Annotated in this window: 16 protein-coding genes and 1 pseudogene; 5 read left to right on the forward strand and 12 right to left on the reverse strand. The window is 38.7% G+C overall.

What is annotated here, in order from left to right; genetic code table 11:
• Positions 1–5: 5 nt before the first annotated feature.
• From ilvB to atpD, 4 genes are all read right to left on the reverse strand, one after another.
• Positions 6–1,757, reverse strand: coding sequence for a biosynthetic-type acetolactate synthase large subunit (ilvB, locus tag VL047_RS08315; protein ID WP_325359662.1), 1,752 nt, complete (start codon positions 1,755–1,757; stop codon positions 6–8).
• Positions 1,758–1,787: 30 nt separating this feature from the next.
• The gene (ilvD, locus tag VL047_RS08320; RefSeq protein ID WP_325359663.1) at positions 1,788–3,467 is read right to left on the reverse strand and encodes a dihydroxy-acid dehydratase; all 1,680 of its coding nucleotides are present in this window, start codon (positions 3,465–3,467) and stop codon (positions 1,788–1,790) included.
• 325 nt (positions 3,468–3,792) lie between these two features.
• On the reverse strand, positions 3,793–4,038 hold the full coding sequence (atpC, locus tag VL047_RS08325; RefSeq protein WP_325359664.1) for an ATP synthase F1 subunit epsilon: 246 nt from the start codon (positions 4,036–4,038) through the stop codon (positions 3,793–3,795).
• A gap of 11 nt (positions 4,039–4,049) precedes the next feature.
• The gene (gene atpD / locus VL047_RS08330; protein WP_325359665.1) at positions 4,050–5,555 is read right to left on the reverse strand and encodes a F0F1 ATP synthase subunit beta; all 1,506 of its coding nucleotides are present in this window, start codon (positions 5,553–5,555) and stop codon (positions 4,050–4,052) included.
• Between the two features lie 276 nt (positions 5,556–5,831).
• Here atpD and VL047_RS08335 point away from each other — a divergent pair, with 276 nt between their 5' ends.
• The 4 genes from VL047_RS08335 (at position 5,832) to VL047_RS08350 (ending at position 11,282) form a co-directional block, all read left to right on the forward strand.
• On the forward strand, positions 5,832–7,163 hold the full coding sequence (locus VL047_RS08335) for a dicarboxylate/amino acid:cation symporter (RefSeq protein ID WP_325359666.1): 1,332 nt from the start codon (positions 5,832–5,834) through the stop codon (positions 7,161–7,163).
• Positions 7,164–7,443: 280 nt separating this feature from the next.
• Positions 7,444–8,424: a flotillin-like protein FloA gene (gene floA, locus VL047_RS08340; protein ID WP_325359676.1), complete on the forward strand. Its 981-nt coding sequence runs from the start codon at positions 7,444–7,446 to the stop codon at positions 8,422–8,424.
• An 87-nt stretch (positions 8,425–8,511) separates the two neighbouring features.
• Positions 8,512–10,176, forward strand: a complete 1,665-nt coding sequence (locus VL047_RS08345) for a sodium/sugar symporter (protein ID WP_325359667.1) — start codon at positions 8,512–8,514, stop codon at positions 10,174–10,176.
• A gap of 29 nt (positions 10,177–10,205) precedes the next feature.
• Complete coding sequence (locus VL047_RS08350; protein WP_325359668.1) at positions 10,206–11,282, forward strand: agmatinase family protein; 1,077 nt, start codon at positions 10,206–10,208, stop codon at positions 11,280–11,282.
• Here VL047_RS08350 and VL047_RS08355 read toward each other — a convergent pair.
• Positions 11,279–11,938: a DUF2490 domain-containing protein gene (locus tag VL047_RS08355; protein ID WP_325359669.1), complete on the reverse strand. Its 660-nt coding sequence runs from the start codon at positions 11,936–11,938 to the stop codon at positions 11,279–11,281. The two genes, VL047_RS08350 and VL047_RS08355, sit on opposite strands and share 4 nt — an antisense overlap.
• 112 nt (positions 11,939–12,050) lie before the next feature.
• Between VL047_RS08355 and VL047_RS08360 the strand changes: the two genes are divergently transcribed.
• The gene (locus tag VL047_RS08360; RefSeq protein WP_325359670.1) at positions 12,051–12,863 is read left to right on the forward strand and encodes an MBL fold metallo-hydrolase; all 813 of its coding nucleotides are present in this window, start codon (positions 12,051–12,053) and stop codon (positions 12,861–12,863) included.
• Here VL047_RS08360 and VL047_RS08365 read toward each other — a convergent pair.
• From VL047_RS08365 to VL047_RS08395, 7 genes and pseudogenes are all read right to left on the reverse strand, one after another.
• Positions 12,832–13,242: a Dabb family protein gene (locus tag VL047_RS08365; RefSeq protein WP_325359671.1), complete on the reverse strand. Its 411-nt coding sequence runs from the start codon at positions 13,240–13,242 to the stop codon at positions 12,832–12,834. The two genes, VL047_RS08360 and VL047_RS08365, sit on opposite strands and share 32 nt — an antisense overlap.
• 63 nt (positions 13,243–13,305) lie before the next feature.
• Positions 13,306–14,307, reverse strand: coding sequence for an LLM class flavin-dependent oxidoreductase (locus VL047_RS08370; RefSeq protein WP_325359672.1), 1,002 nt, complete (start codon positions 14,305–14,307; stop codon positions 13,306–13,308).
• Positions 14,308–14,429: 122 nt separating this feature from the next.
• Positions 14,430–15,620 (reverse strand): aspartate aminotransferase family protein, encoded by a 1,191-nt coding sequence (locus VL047_RS08375; protein ID WP_325359677.1) that lies wholly within the window; start codon positions 15,618–15,620, stop codon positions 14,430–14,432.
• 7 nt (positions 15,621–15,627) lie between these two features.
• Positions 15,628–16,050 carry a hypothetical protein gene (locus tag VL047_RS08380; protein ID WP_325359673.1) on the reverse strand — a complete coding sequence of 141 codons (423 nt, stop codon included), beginning with the start codon at positions 16,048–16,050 and terminating at the stop codon, positions 15,628–15,630.
• Between the two features lie 11 nt (positions 16,051–16,061).
• Entirely contained in the window at positions 16,062–16,706 is a 645-nt protein-coding gene (locus tag VL047_RS08385; protein WP_325359674.1) for a hypothetical protein, read from the reverse strand.
• 35 nt (positions 16,707–16,741) lie between these two features.
• A complete protein-coding gene (locus VL047_RS08390; RefSeq protein ID WP_325359675.1) occupies positions 16,742–17,287 on the reverse strand; it encodes an RNA polymerase sigma factor in 546 nt (181 codons plus the stop codon).
• Between the two features lie 44 nt (positions 17,288–17,331).
• Positions 17,332–17,467: pseudogene (locus tag VL047_RS08395) on the reverse strand (transketolase family protein); the annotation flags it as partial.

The raw sequence follows: 17,467 nt of genomic DNA on the forward strand, positions 1-17,467 counted from the left end.
ATGATTTATTTTAACCTGATTTCTGAAACACTACTACCCTGAGCTACCATTGGAAAAACATTATTTTCCTTTCCAACCATTACTTCTAATAAGTAAGAGCCGTCATGATCAAGCATGGTTTTTAATGCGCTCTTCAAATTTGACCTCTCGTCGATTCGTTGACTCTCAATGTAATAGCCTTTGGCCACTGCAACAAAATCCGGACTGGTAATATTAACGAAAGAATAGCGCTTATCATTAAATAATTGTTGCCATTGACGAACCATTCCAAGAAACTCGTTGTTTAAAATCAATATTTTAACTTTTGCACCAAATTGCATGATGGTACCCATTTCTTGCAAGGTCATCTGAAAGCCACCATCACCGATAATTGCAACAACCGTACGTTCCGGAGCTCCATACCAGGCACCAATTGCAGCAGGCAAACCAAATCCCATGGTTCCTAATCCGCCAGAAGTTACGTTGCTTTTTGATTGATTGAATTTGGCATACCTGCAAGTTACCATCTGATGCTGACCAACGTCTGTAACAATAACAGCATCACCATTTGTCAGCTCATTTAAAGCTTTAATAACTTCACCCATAGTCATGGTATCTGTCGAAGGATTTAGCTCTTCATTGATAACTTCTTTAATTTCCTCCTTCTCTAATTCACGGAATTTATTAAGCCATTCCGTATGGGTTTTCTCTTCAACTAATTGCGTTAATAAAGGTAAGGTTTCTTTACAGTCTCCCCAAATAGGAACGTCTGCTTTAACGTTTTTATCGATCTCTGCCGGATCTACATCCATGTGGATGACTTTGGCTTGTTTAGCATATTTATCTAAGCGGCCGGTAACCCGATCATCGAAACGCATTCCAATTGCAATTAACACATCACAATCATTTGTCATAACGTTGGGAGCATAGTTTCCATGCATTCCAAGCATCCCAACATTTAAAGGGTGATCTGTATTTAAAGCACTTAAACCCATTACGGTCCAGGCTGCCGGAATACCCGATTTCTCTATAAATGCCTTGAATTCTTTTTCAGCCTTACCTAAAATAACACCTTGTCCAAATAGGATAAAAGGTTTTTTTGCTTGATTGATTAGCTCTGCAGCTTGTTTAATATATTCAGTTCTAATAACCGGTTTTGGACGGTAGCTCCGAATATGATGGCATGGCTTGTAACCCAAGTAATCAAACAATTGTACTTGTGCGTTCTTGGTAATATCAATCAATACCGGACCCGGGCGACCCGAGCGGGCAATGTAAAAAGCTTTTGCAAGCATTTCAGGGATTTCCGTAGCATCCGTTATTTGATAATTCCATTTTGTGATAGGTGTTGTTATATTGATAACATCTGTTTCCTGAAAAGCGTCTGTTCCCAATAAATGGGCAAATACCTGGCCGGTTATACAAACTATCGGATTGCTGTCAATCATGGCATCTGCTAAACCTGTTACCAGATTAGTAGCCCCTGGACCACTGGTTGCAAAAACCACGCCTACTCGCCCGGATGTACGAGCATAGCCTTGAGCAGCATGGATTCCTCCTTGCTCATGTCGTACCAAAATGTGCTTTAGTTTATCATTATAATCATATAAAGCATCATATATGGGCATAATGGCACCACCGGGATAACCAAAGACTGTATCAACGTTTTCCGCTAATAAAGCCTCTAATACTGCTTGTGACCCAGATAGCTGAGTCTTAATAGCAGTTTCTTCAACAATTTCTGTGTTGCTTTCTTTATTTGTTTCTACCGTATTCATTATTTCTATGCCTTAATCAAATTAATCTGTCTATTCATCCGTAACGCAGCCTTTGCTTGCGTCTTGCACACTCTTGTGATATTTGTAAAGAGCGCCTTTAGTGACAGGGACGGGAGGTTGTTTCCAGTTCCTTTTACGTTCAAGTAGTTCTTCGTCACTTATTAAAACGTTGATTTCATTTGTAACTGCATCAATCCGGATAATATCGTTTTCTTTAATTAATGCGATGTTTCCACCCTCCCAGGCCTCTGGAGTAACGTGTCCTACTACGAAACCATGTGTTCCACCAGAAAAACGACCATCGGTAACCATCGCAACTGAAGCACCCAGCCCCGCACCGAAAATAGCAGAAGTAGGTTTTAGCATTTCAGGCATTCCAGGAGCTCCTTTGGGTCCTACGTGACGGATAATTACTACATCACCTTCATGTACTTTGCCTGATTGAATTCCGTCAATCAATTCATACTCGCCTTCAAATACACGCGCCGGTCCTTCAAAGCGCTCACCTTCTTTACCACTGATCTTTGCTACAGACCCTCTCTCTGCAATATTTCCATATAAAATTTGAAGATGGCCGGTTGCTTTAATAGGTCTCTCAATCGGTAGGATGATATCTTGTTCTTCAAAATCCAGATCTTTGGCATCTGCTAAATTTTCAGCAATTGTTTTTCCGGTAACAGTTAAACAATGACCGTGTATCATTCCCTTCTTTAATAGGTATTTCATTACAGCAGGTACACCCCCGATATTATGAAGATCTTCCATCAAGTATTTCCCGCTTGGCTTTAAATCTGCAATTACAGGTGTAACATCACTTATCTTTTGGAAAGTGTCTGGCGTAATATCAACGCCAATAGCTCTTCCCATTGCAATAAAATGCAATACGGCATTTGTTGAACCTCCTAAAACCATTAAAGTTACAATGGCATTGTGAAATGCATCGGCTGTCATGATATCAGAAGGTAGAATGTTCTTTTCAAGCAGGTTTTTGATAGCTTTTCCTGCATCTGCACATTCCTGCTCCTTTTCCGGACTTAATGCCGGATTGGAAGAACTATAAGGAAGGCTCATGCCTAATGCTTCAATAGCAGATGACATAGTGTTTGCAGTATACATACCACCACAAGCACCGGCACTCGGACAAGCATGGCGGATAATGCCTTGAAAATCTTCTTCATTTAAAGTTCCGGCTATTTTCTGGCCTAAAGCTTCGAAAGCGGAAACAATGTTTAAATCTACTCCTTTATATTTTCCCGGATGAATACTACCACCGTAGAGCATAATAGAAGGACGATTTAAGCGGGCCATTGCAATGATAGAACCCGGCATATTTTTATCACAACCCGGAACAGTAATAAGCCCGTCGTAATATTGACAGCCCATAACCGTTTCAATAGAATCGGCAATAATATCACGGCTTGCTAATGAATAGCGCATACCCGGTGTACCGTTCGACATACCATCACTAACACCGATGGTATTAAACACCAAGCCCACCATATCTTCTTCCCAAACTGATTTTTTAACAAGTGCAGCCAGGCCGTTCAAGTGCATATTACAGGTGTTACCATCATAACCCATGCTGGCTATACCTACCTGTGCTTTATTCATATCTTCAGGGGTGAAGCCAACTCCATAAAGCATGGCCTGCGCAGCTGGTTGCGTAGGATCTTGTGTTAATGTTTTACTGTATTTGTTTAATTCAGACATGTTTATTTTTATAATAGCTGTTATGTATTTTTCCGATTTCAATTTACACCCTTAGTTTAGATTCATCAAGCAAATCCTCAAATAAATAAATTAAGAATTAAATTTCGTCAAAAATGGCAAATGCAATATTTAATATTTTTAAAGGCTTAAATATTGAATGGCTAACTAGAATTTAATACCATAAACGAAATCGGTATTTGGTTCAATAATATGCTTGCATAGATTTATTCGAGTGTTTTCTGCGTATTTTTCAGAAATGAAGCAAAAAAACACAAAAAAAGCCTGCAAAATTTGATTTTGCAGGCTTTCTAAATTTTATGCTTTATTAAGAGATAATTGCTTCAGCTAAAACGATGATTTTATTGTCTAAAACTTCCACAACTCCACCCTTAATTCCGATGGTTTCTTCTTGATTATTTACCTTAATAATGATATCTCCATCTGCTAAAGTTGAGATAATAGGAGCGTGATCTTTAAGAATCTGAAAAGACCCGCTGACCCCAGGAACTGTTACAGCAGTTACTGTTCCTTCATATACTAATTTGTCAGGGGTAAGAATGTTTAAAGTCATGCTATTTTATTTTATCCTGCTTCAGCTAATAATTTCTTGCCTTTTTCAATTGCTTCTTCAATCCCTCCAACAAGGTTAAAGGCGGCTTCTGGATATTGATCTACTTCGCCATCCATAATCATGTTAAATCCTTTGATGGTTTCTTTGATGTCAACCAATACGCCTTTTAAACCGGTGAATTGCTCAGCAACGTGGAAAGGTTGTGAAAGGAAACGTTGTACACGACGAGCACGAGAAACGATTAATCTATCTTCTTCAGAAAGTTCGTCCATACCTAAAATCGCAATAATATCCTGAAGCTCTTTGTAGCGTTGTAAAATTTCTTTTACACGTTGAGCCGTATTATAATGTTCGTCACCTAAGATAGCAGCACTTAATATTCTTGAAGTAGAATCCAATGGATCTACCGCAGGATAGATACCTAACTCGGCAATTTTACGAGATAATACAGTAGTTGCATCTAAGTGAGCAAATGTAGTAGCTGGTGCAGGGTCAGTTAAATCATCCGCAGGTACATAAACAGCTTGTACAGATGTGATTGATCCACGTTTAGTAGATGTAATACGTTCCTGCATCATACCCATTTCGGTTGCAAGAGTAGGTTGGTAACCTACTGCTGAAGGCATACGACCCAATAGAGCCGAAACCTCAGAACCTGCCTGAGTAAAGCGGAATATATTGTCAATAAAGAAAAGGATATCTCTACCTGCACCTTCGCTGCCATCACCATCACGGAAATATTCAGCAATCGTTAGCCCAGATAAAGCAACACGCGCACGTGCACCAGGAGGCTCATTCATCTGTCCGAAAACAAACGTTACTTTTGAGTCCTTTAATGCTTCCTGATCAATTGAATCTAAATTCCATTCGCCTTTTTCCATGCCTTCCATGAATTTATCTCCGTAATTGATAATGCCTGATTCAAGCATCTCACGGATTAAATCATTTCCTTCACGGGTACGCTCTCCAACTCCGGCGAAAACCGAAAGACCTGAATAAGCTTTAGCGATATTATTAATTAATTCTTGAATTAAAACTGTTTTACCAACACCGGCACCACCAAATAAACCAATCTTACCACCTTTTGCATAAGGTTCTAATAAGTCGATAACTTTGATACCTGTAAATAACACATCAGATTCAGTTGATAGATCTTCAAACTTTGGCGGAGTGTTGTGGATAGAACGACCGTCTGTTTTGTCAATTTTAGCAATCCCGTCAATCGGATCTCCAACAACATTAAAAACACGACCTTTTATTGCATCGCCGGTAGGCATTGTAATAGGAGATTCGGTGTCTCTAACAGCCATTCCGCGGAACAAGCCTTCGGTTGAATCCATCGCAATAGTACGAACCCTTTCTTCACCTAAATGTTGTTGAACTTCTAAAATAATACGGTGTCCGTCTTCTCTTTCTATCTCTAAAGCGTCATAAATCTTAGGAAGGTTGGCTCCATTAGCAAAGCTAACGTCTACTACGGGACCAATGATCTGTGCTATTTTTCCAATGTTGGGCATAAAAAGCTATTTTTTTAATTAAATAGTTAACGATAAAGGTCTCTTTTCAGACCTAATTTCGGACTGCAAAAATAAGGTTTATAGTCGAATTTCAAACATATTATGCAAAAGATTTTTTCTTCCTGTTTTTTAAGGAGTTTAAGCGCTGTAAATGATGCTGTTTGCGAACGATAAGGGGCTTAGTTTAATGCCGATTCTTTAATAAAAAGATAATTATATTACTTTAGCAATCGTAACCCATAATTTTCTTAGCTAGTATCCTAATTTATAACATCTATGAGCAAAGTAAAAAAGATAGCCTTACACACACGTATTTTATTAGGAATGTGTATTGGAGTTCTAGCCGGATTAATTGTAAAACAAATAGGATTTGAGCCTGAAACATTAAACACCATTATTAAATGGGTAGAGCCTGTCGGACAAATATTTCTCCGTATGGTGTTTATGACTGTTATTCCGTTGGTGTTTTCTGCTTTGGTACTTGGTATCACTGAAATGGGAGATTTAAAGCGGGTAGGGAAGATTGGTGTACGCTTATTATTATACAGCCTTGTTGTAAGCGGTATTTCAGTTTTTATAGGGGTAGCACTTGTCAATACTTTTCAACCCGGACATAGCCTCACTCCGGAAACACGCGACTATCTAACGGAAAAGTTTCATGAGAATTCGGAAGCAGCAAGCGTAAATGCAGCCATAGCACAAGAACGTACAGTAGGAGATATCCTGACCAATATTGTTCCTAAAAATCCTTTGGCAGATATGGTTGGTGCTTTTGATCCAAGCTATACAGGTGGAGGGTTGTTGGCGGTTATGTTTTTTGCACTAATCTTTGGAATAGGGATGGCCTCGGCAGGAGAAGAGAAGACAGCTACCTTGAAATCCTTTCTGGAAGGCATGTACGAAGTAGTGATAAAAATCATTGGTTATGCTATGCAGCTGGCACCTTATGGTGTAGCCGCTCTTTTGTTTAATTTAACGGTTAATGTAGGCGCATCTTTCCTCATTGTCTTACTTAAGTATGTTCTTATTGTATTGGGAGGCCTTGCCATACATCAATTTGTAACCTATTCTATTATCCTGAAATTCTTTGCCAATCGCAACCCGATAGAGTTCTTTAGAAAATCAACGGAAGTAATTCTAACAGCTTTTTCTACCAGTTCCAGTAATGCGACTTTACCTACAGCGATTTCCGTGAGTATTAATAAACTTAAGATTCCTAAACCGATTGCCAACTTCGTTTTAACTATTGGAAGTACCGCAAACCAAAATGGAACTGCCTTATTTGAAGGTATTACCGTGTTATTTCTAGCACAGTGCTTTAATGTCGAGTTGAGCTTGCTGTCGCAAATTACGGTTGTTTTTCTTTCTATCTTAGCAGGAATAGGAACGGCAGGCGTGCCGGGTGGTTCCTTACCAGTTATTGTTACAATCCTGGTTTCAATCGGAGTGCCCGGAGAGGCAATCGGACTTATTTATGGTGTAGACCGAATCTTGGATATGTCGCGTACAGTTTTGAATGTTACCGGTGATATCACTGCAGCCGCCTACATTCAGCATGTAGAGGAGAAGACAGACTTTGAAAATCTACTACTTGATAAAGAGGTATAAATTTAAAGAAATCAATATACCTGATTCGACCTTTCTAAATACCATGTTATAGATATTAGTGAAGTTCATGCGCTATCTATGTGTTATGTCTTAGCTTTTTATGTCTTTTTAACGTAGATAATGCACACTAAATGTTGTGAGAGTTTCCTGGTATGTTAAACGAGGTTTGGAGATGCTGCGTTCAAGTCTGCTTTAATGTAATTAAATTAGGAAGTTTGGGCATATGAGATTATCTTTAAGAAATTAAAACAAAAATACTTAATCTAATCTGATGATCGAAATGGATCCTTCTTTAATTGCAATTGTGGTAGGCGCGGTAATCGCACTCTTTATATTCTTTTACTTCTTACCGGTAAACCTTTGGTTTACAGCCCAACTTTCGGGTGTGCGAGTTAGTTTATTAAATTTACTGCTGATGCGTTTGAGGAAGGTTTCACCATCATTGGTTGTAAATTCCATGATCATCTCAACCAAGGCAGGCTTGAATATTACCTCCAATGAGATAGAAACTCATTATTTAGCAGGAGGAAATGTTAGTCGGGTAATTAAAGCTTTGATTTCTGCGGATAAAGCAAATATTCCGTTAACCTTTAAATCAGCTACTGCAATTGATTTGGCAGGTAGGGATGTATTTGATGCAGTTCAGATATCTGTAAATCCGCGTGTAATAAACACGCCACCAGTGGCTGCTGTTGCTAAAGATGGTATTCAGTTAATTGCAAAAGCAAGAGTTACGGTTCGGGCAAATATCAACCAGTTAGTTGGTGGAGCCGGTGAAGAAACGATCTTAGCAAGGGTAGGAGAAGGTATTGTAACTACAATTGGTTCTTCGGAAACACATAAATTAGTATTGGAAAATCCTGATCGTATTTCCCGTACGGTATTAGAAAAGGGATTGGATAGTGGTACTGCATTTGAAATTCTTTCGATTGATATTGCAGATATTGATATCGGTGAAAATATTGGTGCCAAGCTTCAGACAGATCAAGCCGAGGCAGATTTAAAAGTAGCGAATGCGCGTGCAGAAGAAAGACGTGCTATGGCTGTGGCATCCGAACAGGAGATGCGTTCTAAAGCACAAGAAGCTCGGGCAAAAGTAATTGAAGCTGAAGCACAATTGCCTTTGGCAATGGCAGAAGCATTCCGCAGCGGAAACTTGGGAATTATGGATTATTATAAAATTCAAAATATTCAGGCGGATACAGATATGCGTGAGTCGATCTCGAGGCCAGGTGATAAAAAAGGGAACGACAAGAAATAATATGTAGAGATTCTCGCTTTTTTAACAATTTGTTTTACATTTATCCATTCATTTACGATAAACCTGTATTAATCAAATTTTCACTTTATGAATTCTCTAGCTTTAGAAGATTACTTAGTATTTCTTGTATACTTTTTGTTTGTTGCGCTTTATGGATTTTGGATCTATCAGAAGAAAAAATCGAAAGTTGCTGATTCCAAGGATTATTTCCTTGCAGAGGGTTCTTTAACATGGTGGGCTATTGGTGCTTCACTCATTGCTTCTAATATTTCTGCTGAGCAATTTATAGGAATGAGCGGGTCGGGCTTTCAAATGGGTCTTGCTATTGCTACCTATGAATGGATGGCAGCCTTTACGCTAATTATTGTTGCCGTATTCTTTATTCCTGTTTATTTAAAGAATAAGATCTTTACGATGCCGCAGTTTTTAGGCCAGCGCTATAACGAAACGGTGGCTATGATTATGGCAATCTTCTGGCTGTTATTATATATTGTTGTAAACCTTTCTTCTATCCTTTTCTTAGGAGCACTGGCAGTAAGCAGTATTTCTGGTATTGACTTTACGGTTTGTATGATTGGTCTGGCTATTTTTGCGATCATCATTACGCTGGGAGGGATGAAGGTAATTGGTTATACAGATGTTATTCAAGTATTCTTCCTGATTCTGGGAGGTTTGGCAACTACATACCTGGCTTTAGAATTGGTTGCTTCTCATTATGGTGAAACTGGTGTATTAAAAGGATTCAATCTTTTAACAAGCCAGGCTAATGAGCATTTCCATATGATTTTTACGAAGGATAATCCGAATTATATTGATCTTCCGGGGCTTTCTGTTCTTATTGGTGGTATGTGGATTGTGAATTTAAGCTATTGGGGTTGTAATCAGTATATTACACAGCGTGCTTTGGGTGCAGATCTTAAAACAGCACGTGCCGGTTTATTATTCGCTGCTGTTTTGAAACTTTTTATGCCGCTTATCGTGGTTGTTCCAGGTATTGCTGCTTACTTATTGTATAAGGAAAATGTATTTAGCGGAGAAATGTTTGTTGATGGTAAACTGATGGCTGATAGAGCCTATCCGGTTCTGTTGAACTTATTGCCTACGGGACTTAAAGGTTTATCTTTTGCAGCTCTAACCGCTGCGGTGGTTGCATCTTTAGCAGGTAAGGCAAACAGTATTGCTACTATTTTCGCATTGGATATTTATAAAAAAGCATTTAAGAAAGATGTGAGCGAGAAGAGCCTGGTAAATGTGGGTAAGATCGTGATTGTTGTTTCATTATTGTTAGCAGTAGTAATTTCTCCATTCCTAGGTATAGAAAAGGGTGGGTTTCAATATATCCAGGAATATACAGGCTTCGTATCGCCGGGTATATTTGCCATGTTCGTATTGGGTTTCTTTTGGAAAAAAACTACATCCAACGCGGCTTTGTTTGCAACCATAGGAGGTTTCATACTGTCTGTTATCTTTAAGGTATTGCCTAATTTCGTTGATCTTGAATTCCTTTATCAATTTGGATTTGCAGTTCCTGTAGATGGAGTGTTTGAAATTCCATTTATTGACAGAATGGGCTTTGTGTTTGTGATTTGCGTTATTGGTATGGCTATTATCAGCATTTATGAAACCAATCGTGGATTGAAAACGAATGGTCTTGAGATAGATTCGAGCATGTTTAAACCTGATCCTAAATTTACTGCAGGAGCCTTATTGGTTATTGGAATTATTGTAGCTTTGTACTCTGTTTATTGGTAATAGGTACCTTTAAAAATACGTGTACAGATATGACAAAACAGCAAAAGATAGCTGAATTTGATCCCAATCAGCCGGGTTTAGCTGATGCTTCAATTTTTGGATTACCATTTACTGCTGAAGAAAGCGAAATCATTATTATTCCGGTTCCCTGGGAAGTAACGGTTAGTTACGGTGCCGGTGCTTCTGCCGGACCGCAAGCTATATTGGATGCTTCTTTTCAGGTAGATTTGTTTCATCAGGAATATCCTGATCTTTGGAAGCTGGGTATTTACATTGTAGATGCACCCGCTTATTGGCAAGAGAATAGTGAGGTACTGAAAGAAAAGGCACAAGCTATTATTCAGGTCCTTGAGGATGGAGGAGATTTAGCTGATCATCCGGCCTTGCAACAAAATTTGAAAGATATCAATTTGGCCTGTGAGGATTTGAATAGGGAGGTAAAGGAGCAAGTAATCTATTGGACAAAAAAGGGAAAGAAGGTTGCTCTTTTAGGTGGAGACCACAGTGTTCCCCTAGGATACTATCAAGCTTTGGGTGAGTCGCATACTGAGTTTGGTATCCTTCATTTCGATGCTCATATGGATTTGCGTAAAGCTTACGAAGGTTTTACATATTCGCATGCTTCTATCATGTATAATGCTTCTCAACTACCGCAGGTTTCCAGAATTGTTCAGGTAGGTTTGCGTGATTTTTGTGAACAAGAAGTGGCTGTTGCCAAGGAAGCCGGAGATCGTATTAAGGTTTTCACGGATTTGGATCTGAAAGCAGCAGGCTTTAAGGGTAAAACCTGGGCAGAACAGTGCGATGAGATTATATCATGTTTGCCGGCGAAGGTTAGTGTTAGTTTTGATATAGATAGTTTATACCAATGGTATTGTCCGAATACAGGAACCCCTGTTCCCGGCGGACTTTCTTTTGAGCAGGCAACTTTTTTATTATCGGCTCTGGCCAATAGCGATAGGGAGATTATTGGCTTTGACTTGGTTGAGGTGTCTCCGGGAGATAATGATTGGGATGGAAATGTTGGTGCCCGCTTGTTATTTCATCTATGCGGTGCATTTGCAAAATCTCAGGGTTTGAATGTAGGAGACAGGGTTTCGTTTTAGAAATTGTGTGCCCAGCCGATAGCTAGCCATAGCTCATGTTCTGTTTTTGTAACTAGTTTTTCGGCACGGTAATCTACTCCTATTTCGAATTGATCTTTCTCGGATATATTATATCCTAAGGCAGCAACCGCACGAATTTCAAGATCTCCTTTTTTATCTTGTAAGGAGCCAAGGTATTCGTTGTTAAATGCGAAGAAAAACTTGTCTGACTCGTCGAGTGCCTGCGTTAATCCAATTCGATAGCGTAAACGGTATTTCGTTGCCTTATCCTGTTCTATAGTTTCATCAATTCTAATACGATGAGAGATTTCAAGGTCGGTTAATTTTTTTGATAAGGAGTATTGCTGAATGAAACGGTGACTGAAATTGTCTCCGTTATATCGTATTGCATAACCTATTCCGAAACCTGATAGAGGGCCTTGGGCCCGACTAAAAACAGACTCCAAATCTATTCTTTCAAATTGAATTTCTGATTCACCATCATCATAGGGATTCTGAAAGAATATTTGTTTTGCATCTATTTTGGCGCTCCCTTTCCAAGCATCACTAATCTTAAATTTAGTACTTATTTTAGGTAATATGCCTATTTTATTTTGAGCCGAAGCTGTTATAATACTACACAGGAATACAGATAGCAGGATAATCCGTTTCTTCATTAGTAATGTTTCTATGTTAATTTAATGTTAAGCTGCAAATGTATTATTAATTTACTTTAGTTGAATTAAAATGAATCCTTTTCTGAGTAAAATTAGTTATTAACTTTGTTGCATGTCGTTATTTATATCATCCCTAAATTCCGGAAGTAATGGAAACTGTTATTATATTGGCAATGACAGGGAAGCTGTTCTTGTAGATGCAGGTTTATCTTGTCGGGAAACTGAAAAGAGAATGGCTCGGTCAGGACTATCGATGGAGGTTGTGAAGGCAATCTTTGTAAGTCATGAGCATTCAGATCATATACGTGGGATAGCCAATCTTGCAAGGAAGTATCAATTACCCATTTACATAACCAACAAGACTTTACTTAATAGCAGGCTTTCGATAGCGGAGCATTTGGTGAAAAGCTTTGCTGGTTTTCAGACCTTTCAAATCGGGAATTTAACGGTATCGACTTTCCCTAAATTTCATGATGCCATTGAGCCACACAGCTTTATGGTTTCTTATAATGATATTAATGTGGGTATTTTCACAGATATCGGAGGTGTTTGTGAAAATGTTATCAGTCATTTTAAACAATGTCATGCCGCGTTTCTGGAAAGCAATTACGATGATGAGCTTTTGGATAGCGGTACTTATCCTTACTTTTTAAAGAATCGTATTAGAGGAGGGATGGGGCACTTATCAAATGAGCAAGCCCTAGATCTTTTTAAGGTGCATAGATCACCTCAGATGAGTCATTTACTACTTTCTCATCTATCTAAAAATAACAATAATGCATTAATGGCGCAACGTCTATTTCAAGAACAGGCAACTAATGTAAAAGTTGTAATAGCTTCAAGAGAAATTGAAACTCCTGTTTTTGAAATAGGCGCAGTGAGTGAACTTCTGTTTACAGAACAGAGTCGTGTACCACAACTTTAGTCCAGTTTTTACTATATTTTTCTATAGCTGCCAAGTGGATAGGGTGTGTTTCATAAACTTCAATGTCATGCATGGTCTTGAACTGAACTAGCAAATTATAAGAGAAGCTATTATCTACTACACCTCTGGCGTTAGTTTGTGCCGGTGCTCCGTATTGTAATGTGTGGATGTTAGGTATCTTTTTTAATTCTTCAAAGAAACCTGTAAAGTCTTTAATTTCTTGTGGTGAGAGGTCTTCTCGTAACCAAAAGAGTACATAGTGAACTATCATTTTGTCTTGTTTTTGTGTGGAAGCTAATACTGATGGAATGGAAGTACCTAGTAACCCACCAAGTACAGCTGTACCAGCTACATTCTTTATAAATTTTCTACGTTGCATTTTGTTCCAGTGTTTATGTCACGAATATAATAAATGATTTATAAAATAGGTGCTCAAAGTTATTTATTTAGTTAAAATACTTGCTATTTTATAAGAATCCAGCCTGTCTTGATGGTCATAGATAGGAGATGTTATCATCAGTTCGTCTACTTGGGTTTTATCCAAAAACTGTTGTAGCTCTGTTTTTACTTTTTCTGGTCCGCCAATAAAAGAATAAGCGATCATTTGTTGCAATGCTGCTTCTTCCATTGGATCCATGAAGTTTTCGTCCGGGTTAACGGGTGGCTGTAATAACTCCCTGTTTCCGGTAATAATTCCTAGGAAAAGCCTTTTGAATGAGGTGGCCAAGCGTTCTGCTTTTTCATCCGTATCTGCAGCTATTACATTGACGCAAGCCATTGTATGAGGTTCTTTAAGGAATGCGGAAGGTCTGAAGTTTTGGTGATAGATAGCCAATGCTGCATGTAACTGGGCAGGAGCAAAATGACTTGCGAAAGCATAAGGCAGACCATAAGCTGCAGCTAAATGGGCACTGTCGGTACTTGATCCTAATATCCATATTGGTATATCTAAACCCTCTCCCGGAAATGCACGGACACGGGCATTGCTATTGCCCGCTGATAAGTATGTTTGTAACTCCTGAACGTTTTTGGGAAACTCCATGGCAGCTCGTTGATCGCGACGAAGAGCCATAGCTGTGAGCTGATCGGTACCCGGTGCACGGCCGAGGCCAAGGTCGATTCGATTCGGAAACAAGGTTGCCAGTGTTCCGAATTGTTCGGCTATAATTAAAGGTGCGTGATTGGGAAGCATGATACCTCCTGAACCAACTCTGATGGACTTAGTGCCGGATGCGATATGTGCTATTAAAATGGACGTTGCAGAACTAGCAATGCCAGGCATGTTATGATGTTCGGCAAGCCAATATCTCTTGTAGCCCCATTCTTCTGTATGTTGGGCCAAGTCAAGGCTGGTAGAATAGGTGTCACTTGCAGTTTTCCCCTGTACTACCATAGCTAAGTCTAATACAGACAGTGGGGTGTTTGATAAGCTCTTTTTATTCATTTTATTTTATAATCTTTCGTTAGAAGTAACAAAAGTACCAAAACAAAATGCGATAGAGGATTTAGAGAGGAAAATTGACACCCATCGGACTATATGCAGCTTAGGTGATTAATAATTATTATTTAGGCTGCGTATTTATTGATACCCTCCAGAATAATTTCACAAGCTGCTATGATTTCATCTTCACTGATGATGAGAGGAGGAGCTAGCCTAAGTGCTGTTTCACAATGTAAGAACCAATCAATCATTACACCATGATCTGCACAATATTTACTAATATTTTCTACTTGATAGAAGCTGTCGAGTTGGATAGCCATCATAAATCCCATTCCTCGAATCTCTTTGATAGCCGGATGTTGAAGGTGTTTTTTAAATAAAGCGGCTTTGGTGGTTATTGGAGCTACTAAATTATCGTCATGGATTACTTGGATTGTTGCTAATGCTGCTGCGCAACATACCGGATGCCCTCCAAAAGTTGTTATGTGACCCAATATTGGATTATGAGAGATAACATCCATAATCTTTTTATCGGCGATAAATGCACCGATTGGCATACCTCCGCCCAAGGCTTTAGCTAATAGGAGTATATCTGGAGTGACTCCAAAATGTTCAAAAGCGAAAAGTTTACCGGTTCTTCCCAAACCGGTTTGTATTTCATCGAGGATTAAGAGTGCTCCGGTTTCATCGCATCGTTTCCGAATACGCTGAAGCCATTCTATATTTGGTACACAGATTCCTGCTTCCCCCTGTATGGTTTCTAAAATAACGGCAGCTGTTTTAGCCGTTATTTTAGAGATATCAGCTTCTTCGTTAAAGCCAATAAAGGATATATTGGGAAGTAAAGGTCCGTAGGCGCTGCGATATTCATCGTTTCCAATGAGACTAAGTGCACCTTGTGTACTACCGTGGTAGGCTTTTTTTGCTGCTATTATTTCTGAACGTCCGGTAAATCGTTTAGCAATTTTCATTGCTCCTTCAGTTGCTTCCGCACCGGAGTTTACAAAATAAACAGAATTTAATGTTTTAGGAAGTAGTGAAACTAGCTTCTCAGCAAGTTTAACCTGTGGAGATTGTACAAACTCACCAAACACAGTAACATGCATGTGTTTATCGAGTTGCTCCTTTATGGCATCAATAACCCGTTGGCTTCTATGGCCAATGTTATTTACTGCAAAGCCGGATACCAGATCCATGTATTTTTCGCCGGATGGTCCATATAAATATATACCCTCAGCTGAAGCAATTTCAGTTAAGCGTGGGTTATTGGATGTCTGGGCGGTATTTAATAAAAATAGTTGTCGGTTACTAAGCATGAAATGATTATTGTCTTCTGCTTCTGTTTTGGAGCTCTTTGAAGAGCTGATTTCTGAAATCAAGTTCTGCATCAAAAAAGCTTTCGGCTTTAGTTGAAGAGACTACGCTTTTAAATTTTTCAAGGTATTTCTTCTTGCAGGCCAAGATGTCTGCGTCAAAATCCAATGAATTCATGGAGCCCGGACGAAGAGGGCGTTGATTTCTCTGATCTTCAGAACGTTTCTTTCGGATTATATCAATAATTTCCTGCTGATATTGATTGTATATAGGAAAGAATTTTTGAGCTTCTTGAGGGGATAGATCTAATCGATTTGAGATGAAAGCTACCTTTGCAGCTTCAATTCTTTCAAACTGTGCTTTATTATCTTGTGCTAGAATTGGAAAGCACGAGAATACTATAAAACAAAATGTAATATATAACTGTCTCATTGTCTATAATTCTATATACTATTCTTAAGATACAACTCTATTTCGTCTGCCGAAAAAGAATCTGAATAAATATCGGATTCTTCTGCTAAATGATCACTTAAAATTAATAAATCTCCCGATTCTGGATAGAATGCTAAATAATTAATAATCGTTTCTGTAGGAAGAACATCAATGCTGTGAAATTCGCTAGTCAAATTAGTCACATCTGCTTCAACAGTTTCTTCGCTTGGTTGAGTTTGATATGAGATCGCAAATATAGATACTGCTAATGCCAAGCATGCTGCAACACCATAAGATAACCAGGAATTTTTAGATCTTTTTATAGGAACAACCTGCGATTGCTTAGTTGTTTGTGCTATGATTTGTTTGTTGAGATCATTGAAAAAGCCTTCGGGTACAGAGAAGCCATCTTCATGCACAAGTGATTTTAGTTTTTCTTCACTAACTCGTGTTAAAATATCCTGAGTTAACTGAGATTGATAGTCAGAAGGTGTAGAAAAGGTTGATTCAGCTGTGTTAAGCAATTTTATATTCTGAAGAATATCTTTCTTTGAGGTTTGAAAGTAGTCTGTAGGAACGGAAAAAGGATTCCTCTTGAGGTTTGGATTTAATCCAAACTCATTCTTTTCATTTCCATTTTGACCTATTTTCTTCATATTATGATGCTTTGATGCTTTAATATCGAAAAGGTTTAATCGGCTTCTAATAAAAAACGTTCTATTTTTTTAACAGCAATATGATAGGACGCTTTTAAAGCTCCAACGCTCGTGCCTAAAATATCTGACATCTCATCGTACTTCAGATCATCAAAGTATTTCATATTGAATACGAGCCTTTGTTTATCTGGTAATGTAAGCAAAGCTTTTTGTAATTTCAATTGTGCCTGATTGCCATTGAAGTAAGGTGTGTCTGCCAAAGACTCAGCTAAATAGCTTGAGTTTTCATCATCTAAAGAAATGTTTAATTTTTGTTTCCTGCGATTGAGGAAGGTGATGCTTTCATTGGTTGCTATTCGATAGATCCAAGTATAGAGTTGTGCATCAGCTCTGAATGTATCTAGATTTTTCCAGACTTTGATGAAAATATCCTGAACCAGATCGTTTGCGTCTTCATGATCTAACACAAAACGACGGACATGCCAATAGACCTTTTGCTGATACTTTGTTAAAAGTATTTCAAAGGCCTCATCGCGTGTTCGACTGTCCGCAAATTTCTCTAGAATCAGTGCATCATCCATATGAATAAGGATAAGTACGTTGACTGCACTTATCCTCTCTAATATTATTTACGTTTTATTACTTTCTGTACAGCTTTAACGATATCGTCAGCAGTCAGGCCGTATTTGGTCATCAGGTCAGCCGGTTTTCCGCTTTCCCCGAAGCTGTCGTCCACGGCAACATATTCCTGTGGAGCAGGT

Source organism: Albibacterium sp., from assembly GCF_035514885.1.
Classification (GTDB): Bacteria; Bacteroidota; Bacteroidia; order Sphingobacteriales; family Sphingobacteriaceae; genus Albibacterium.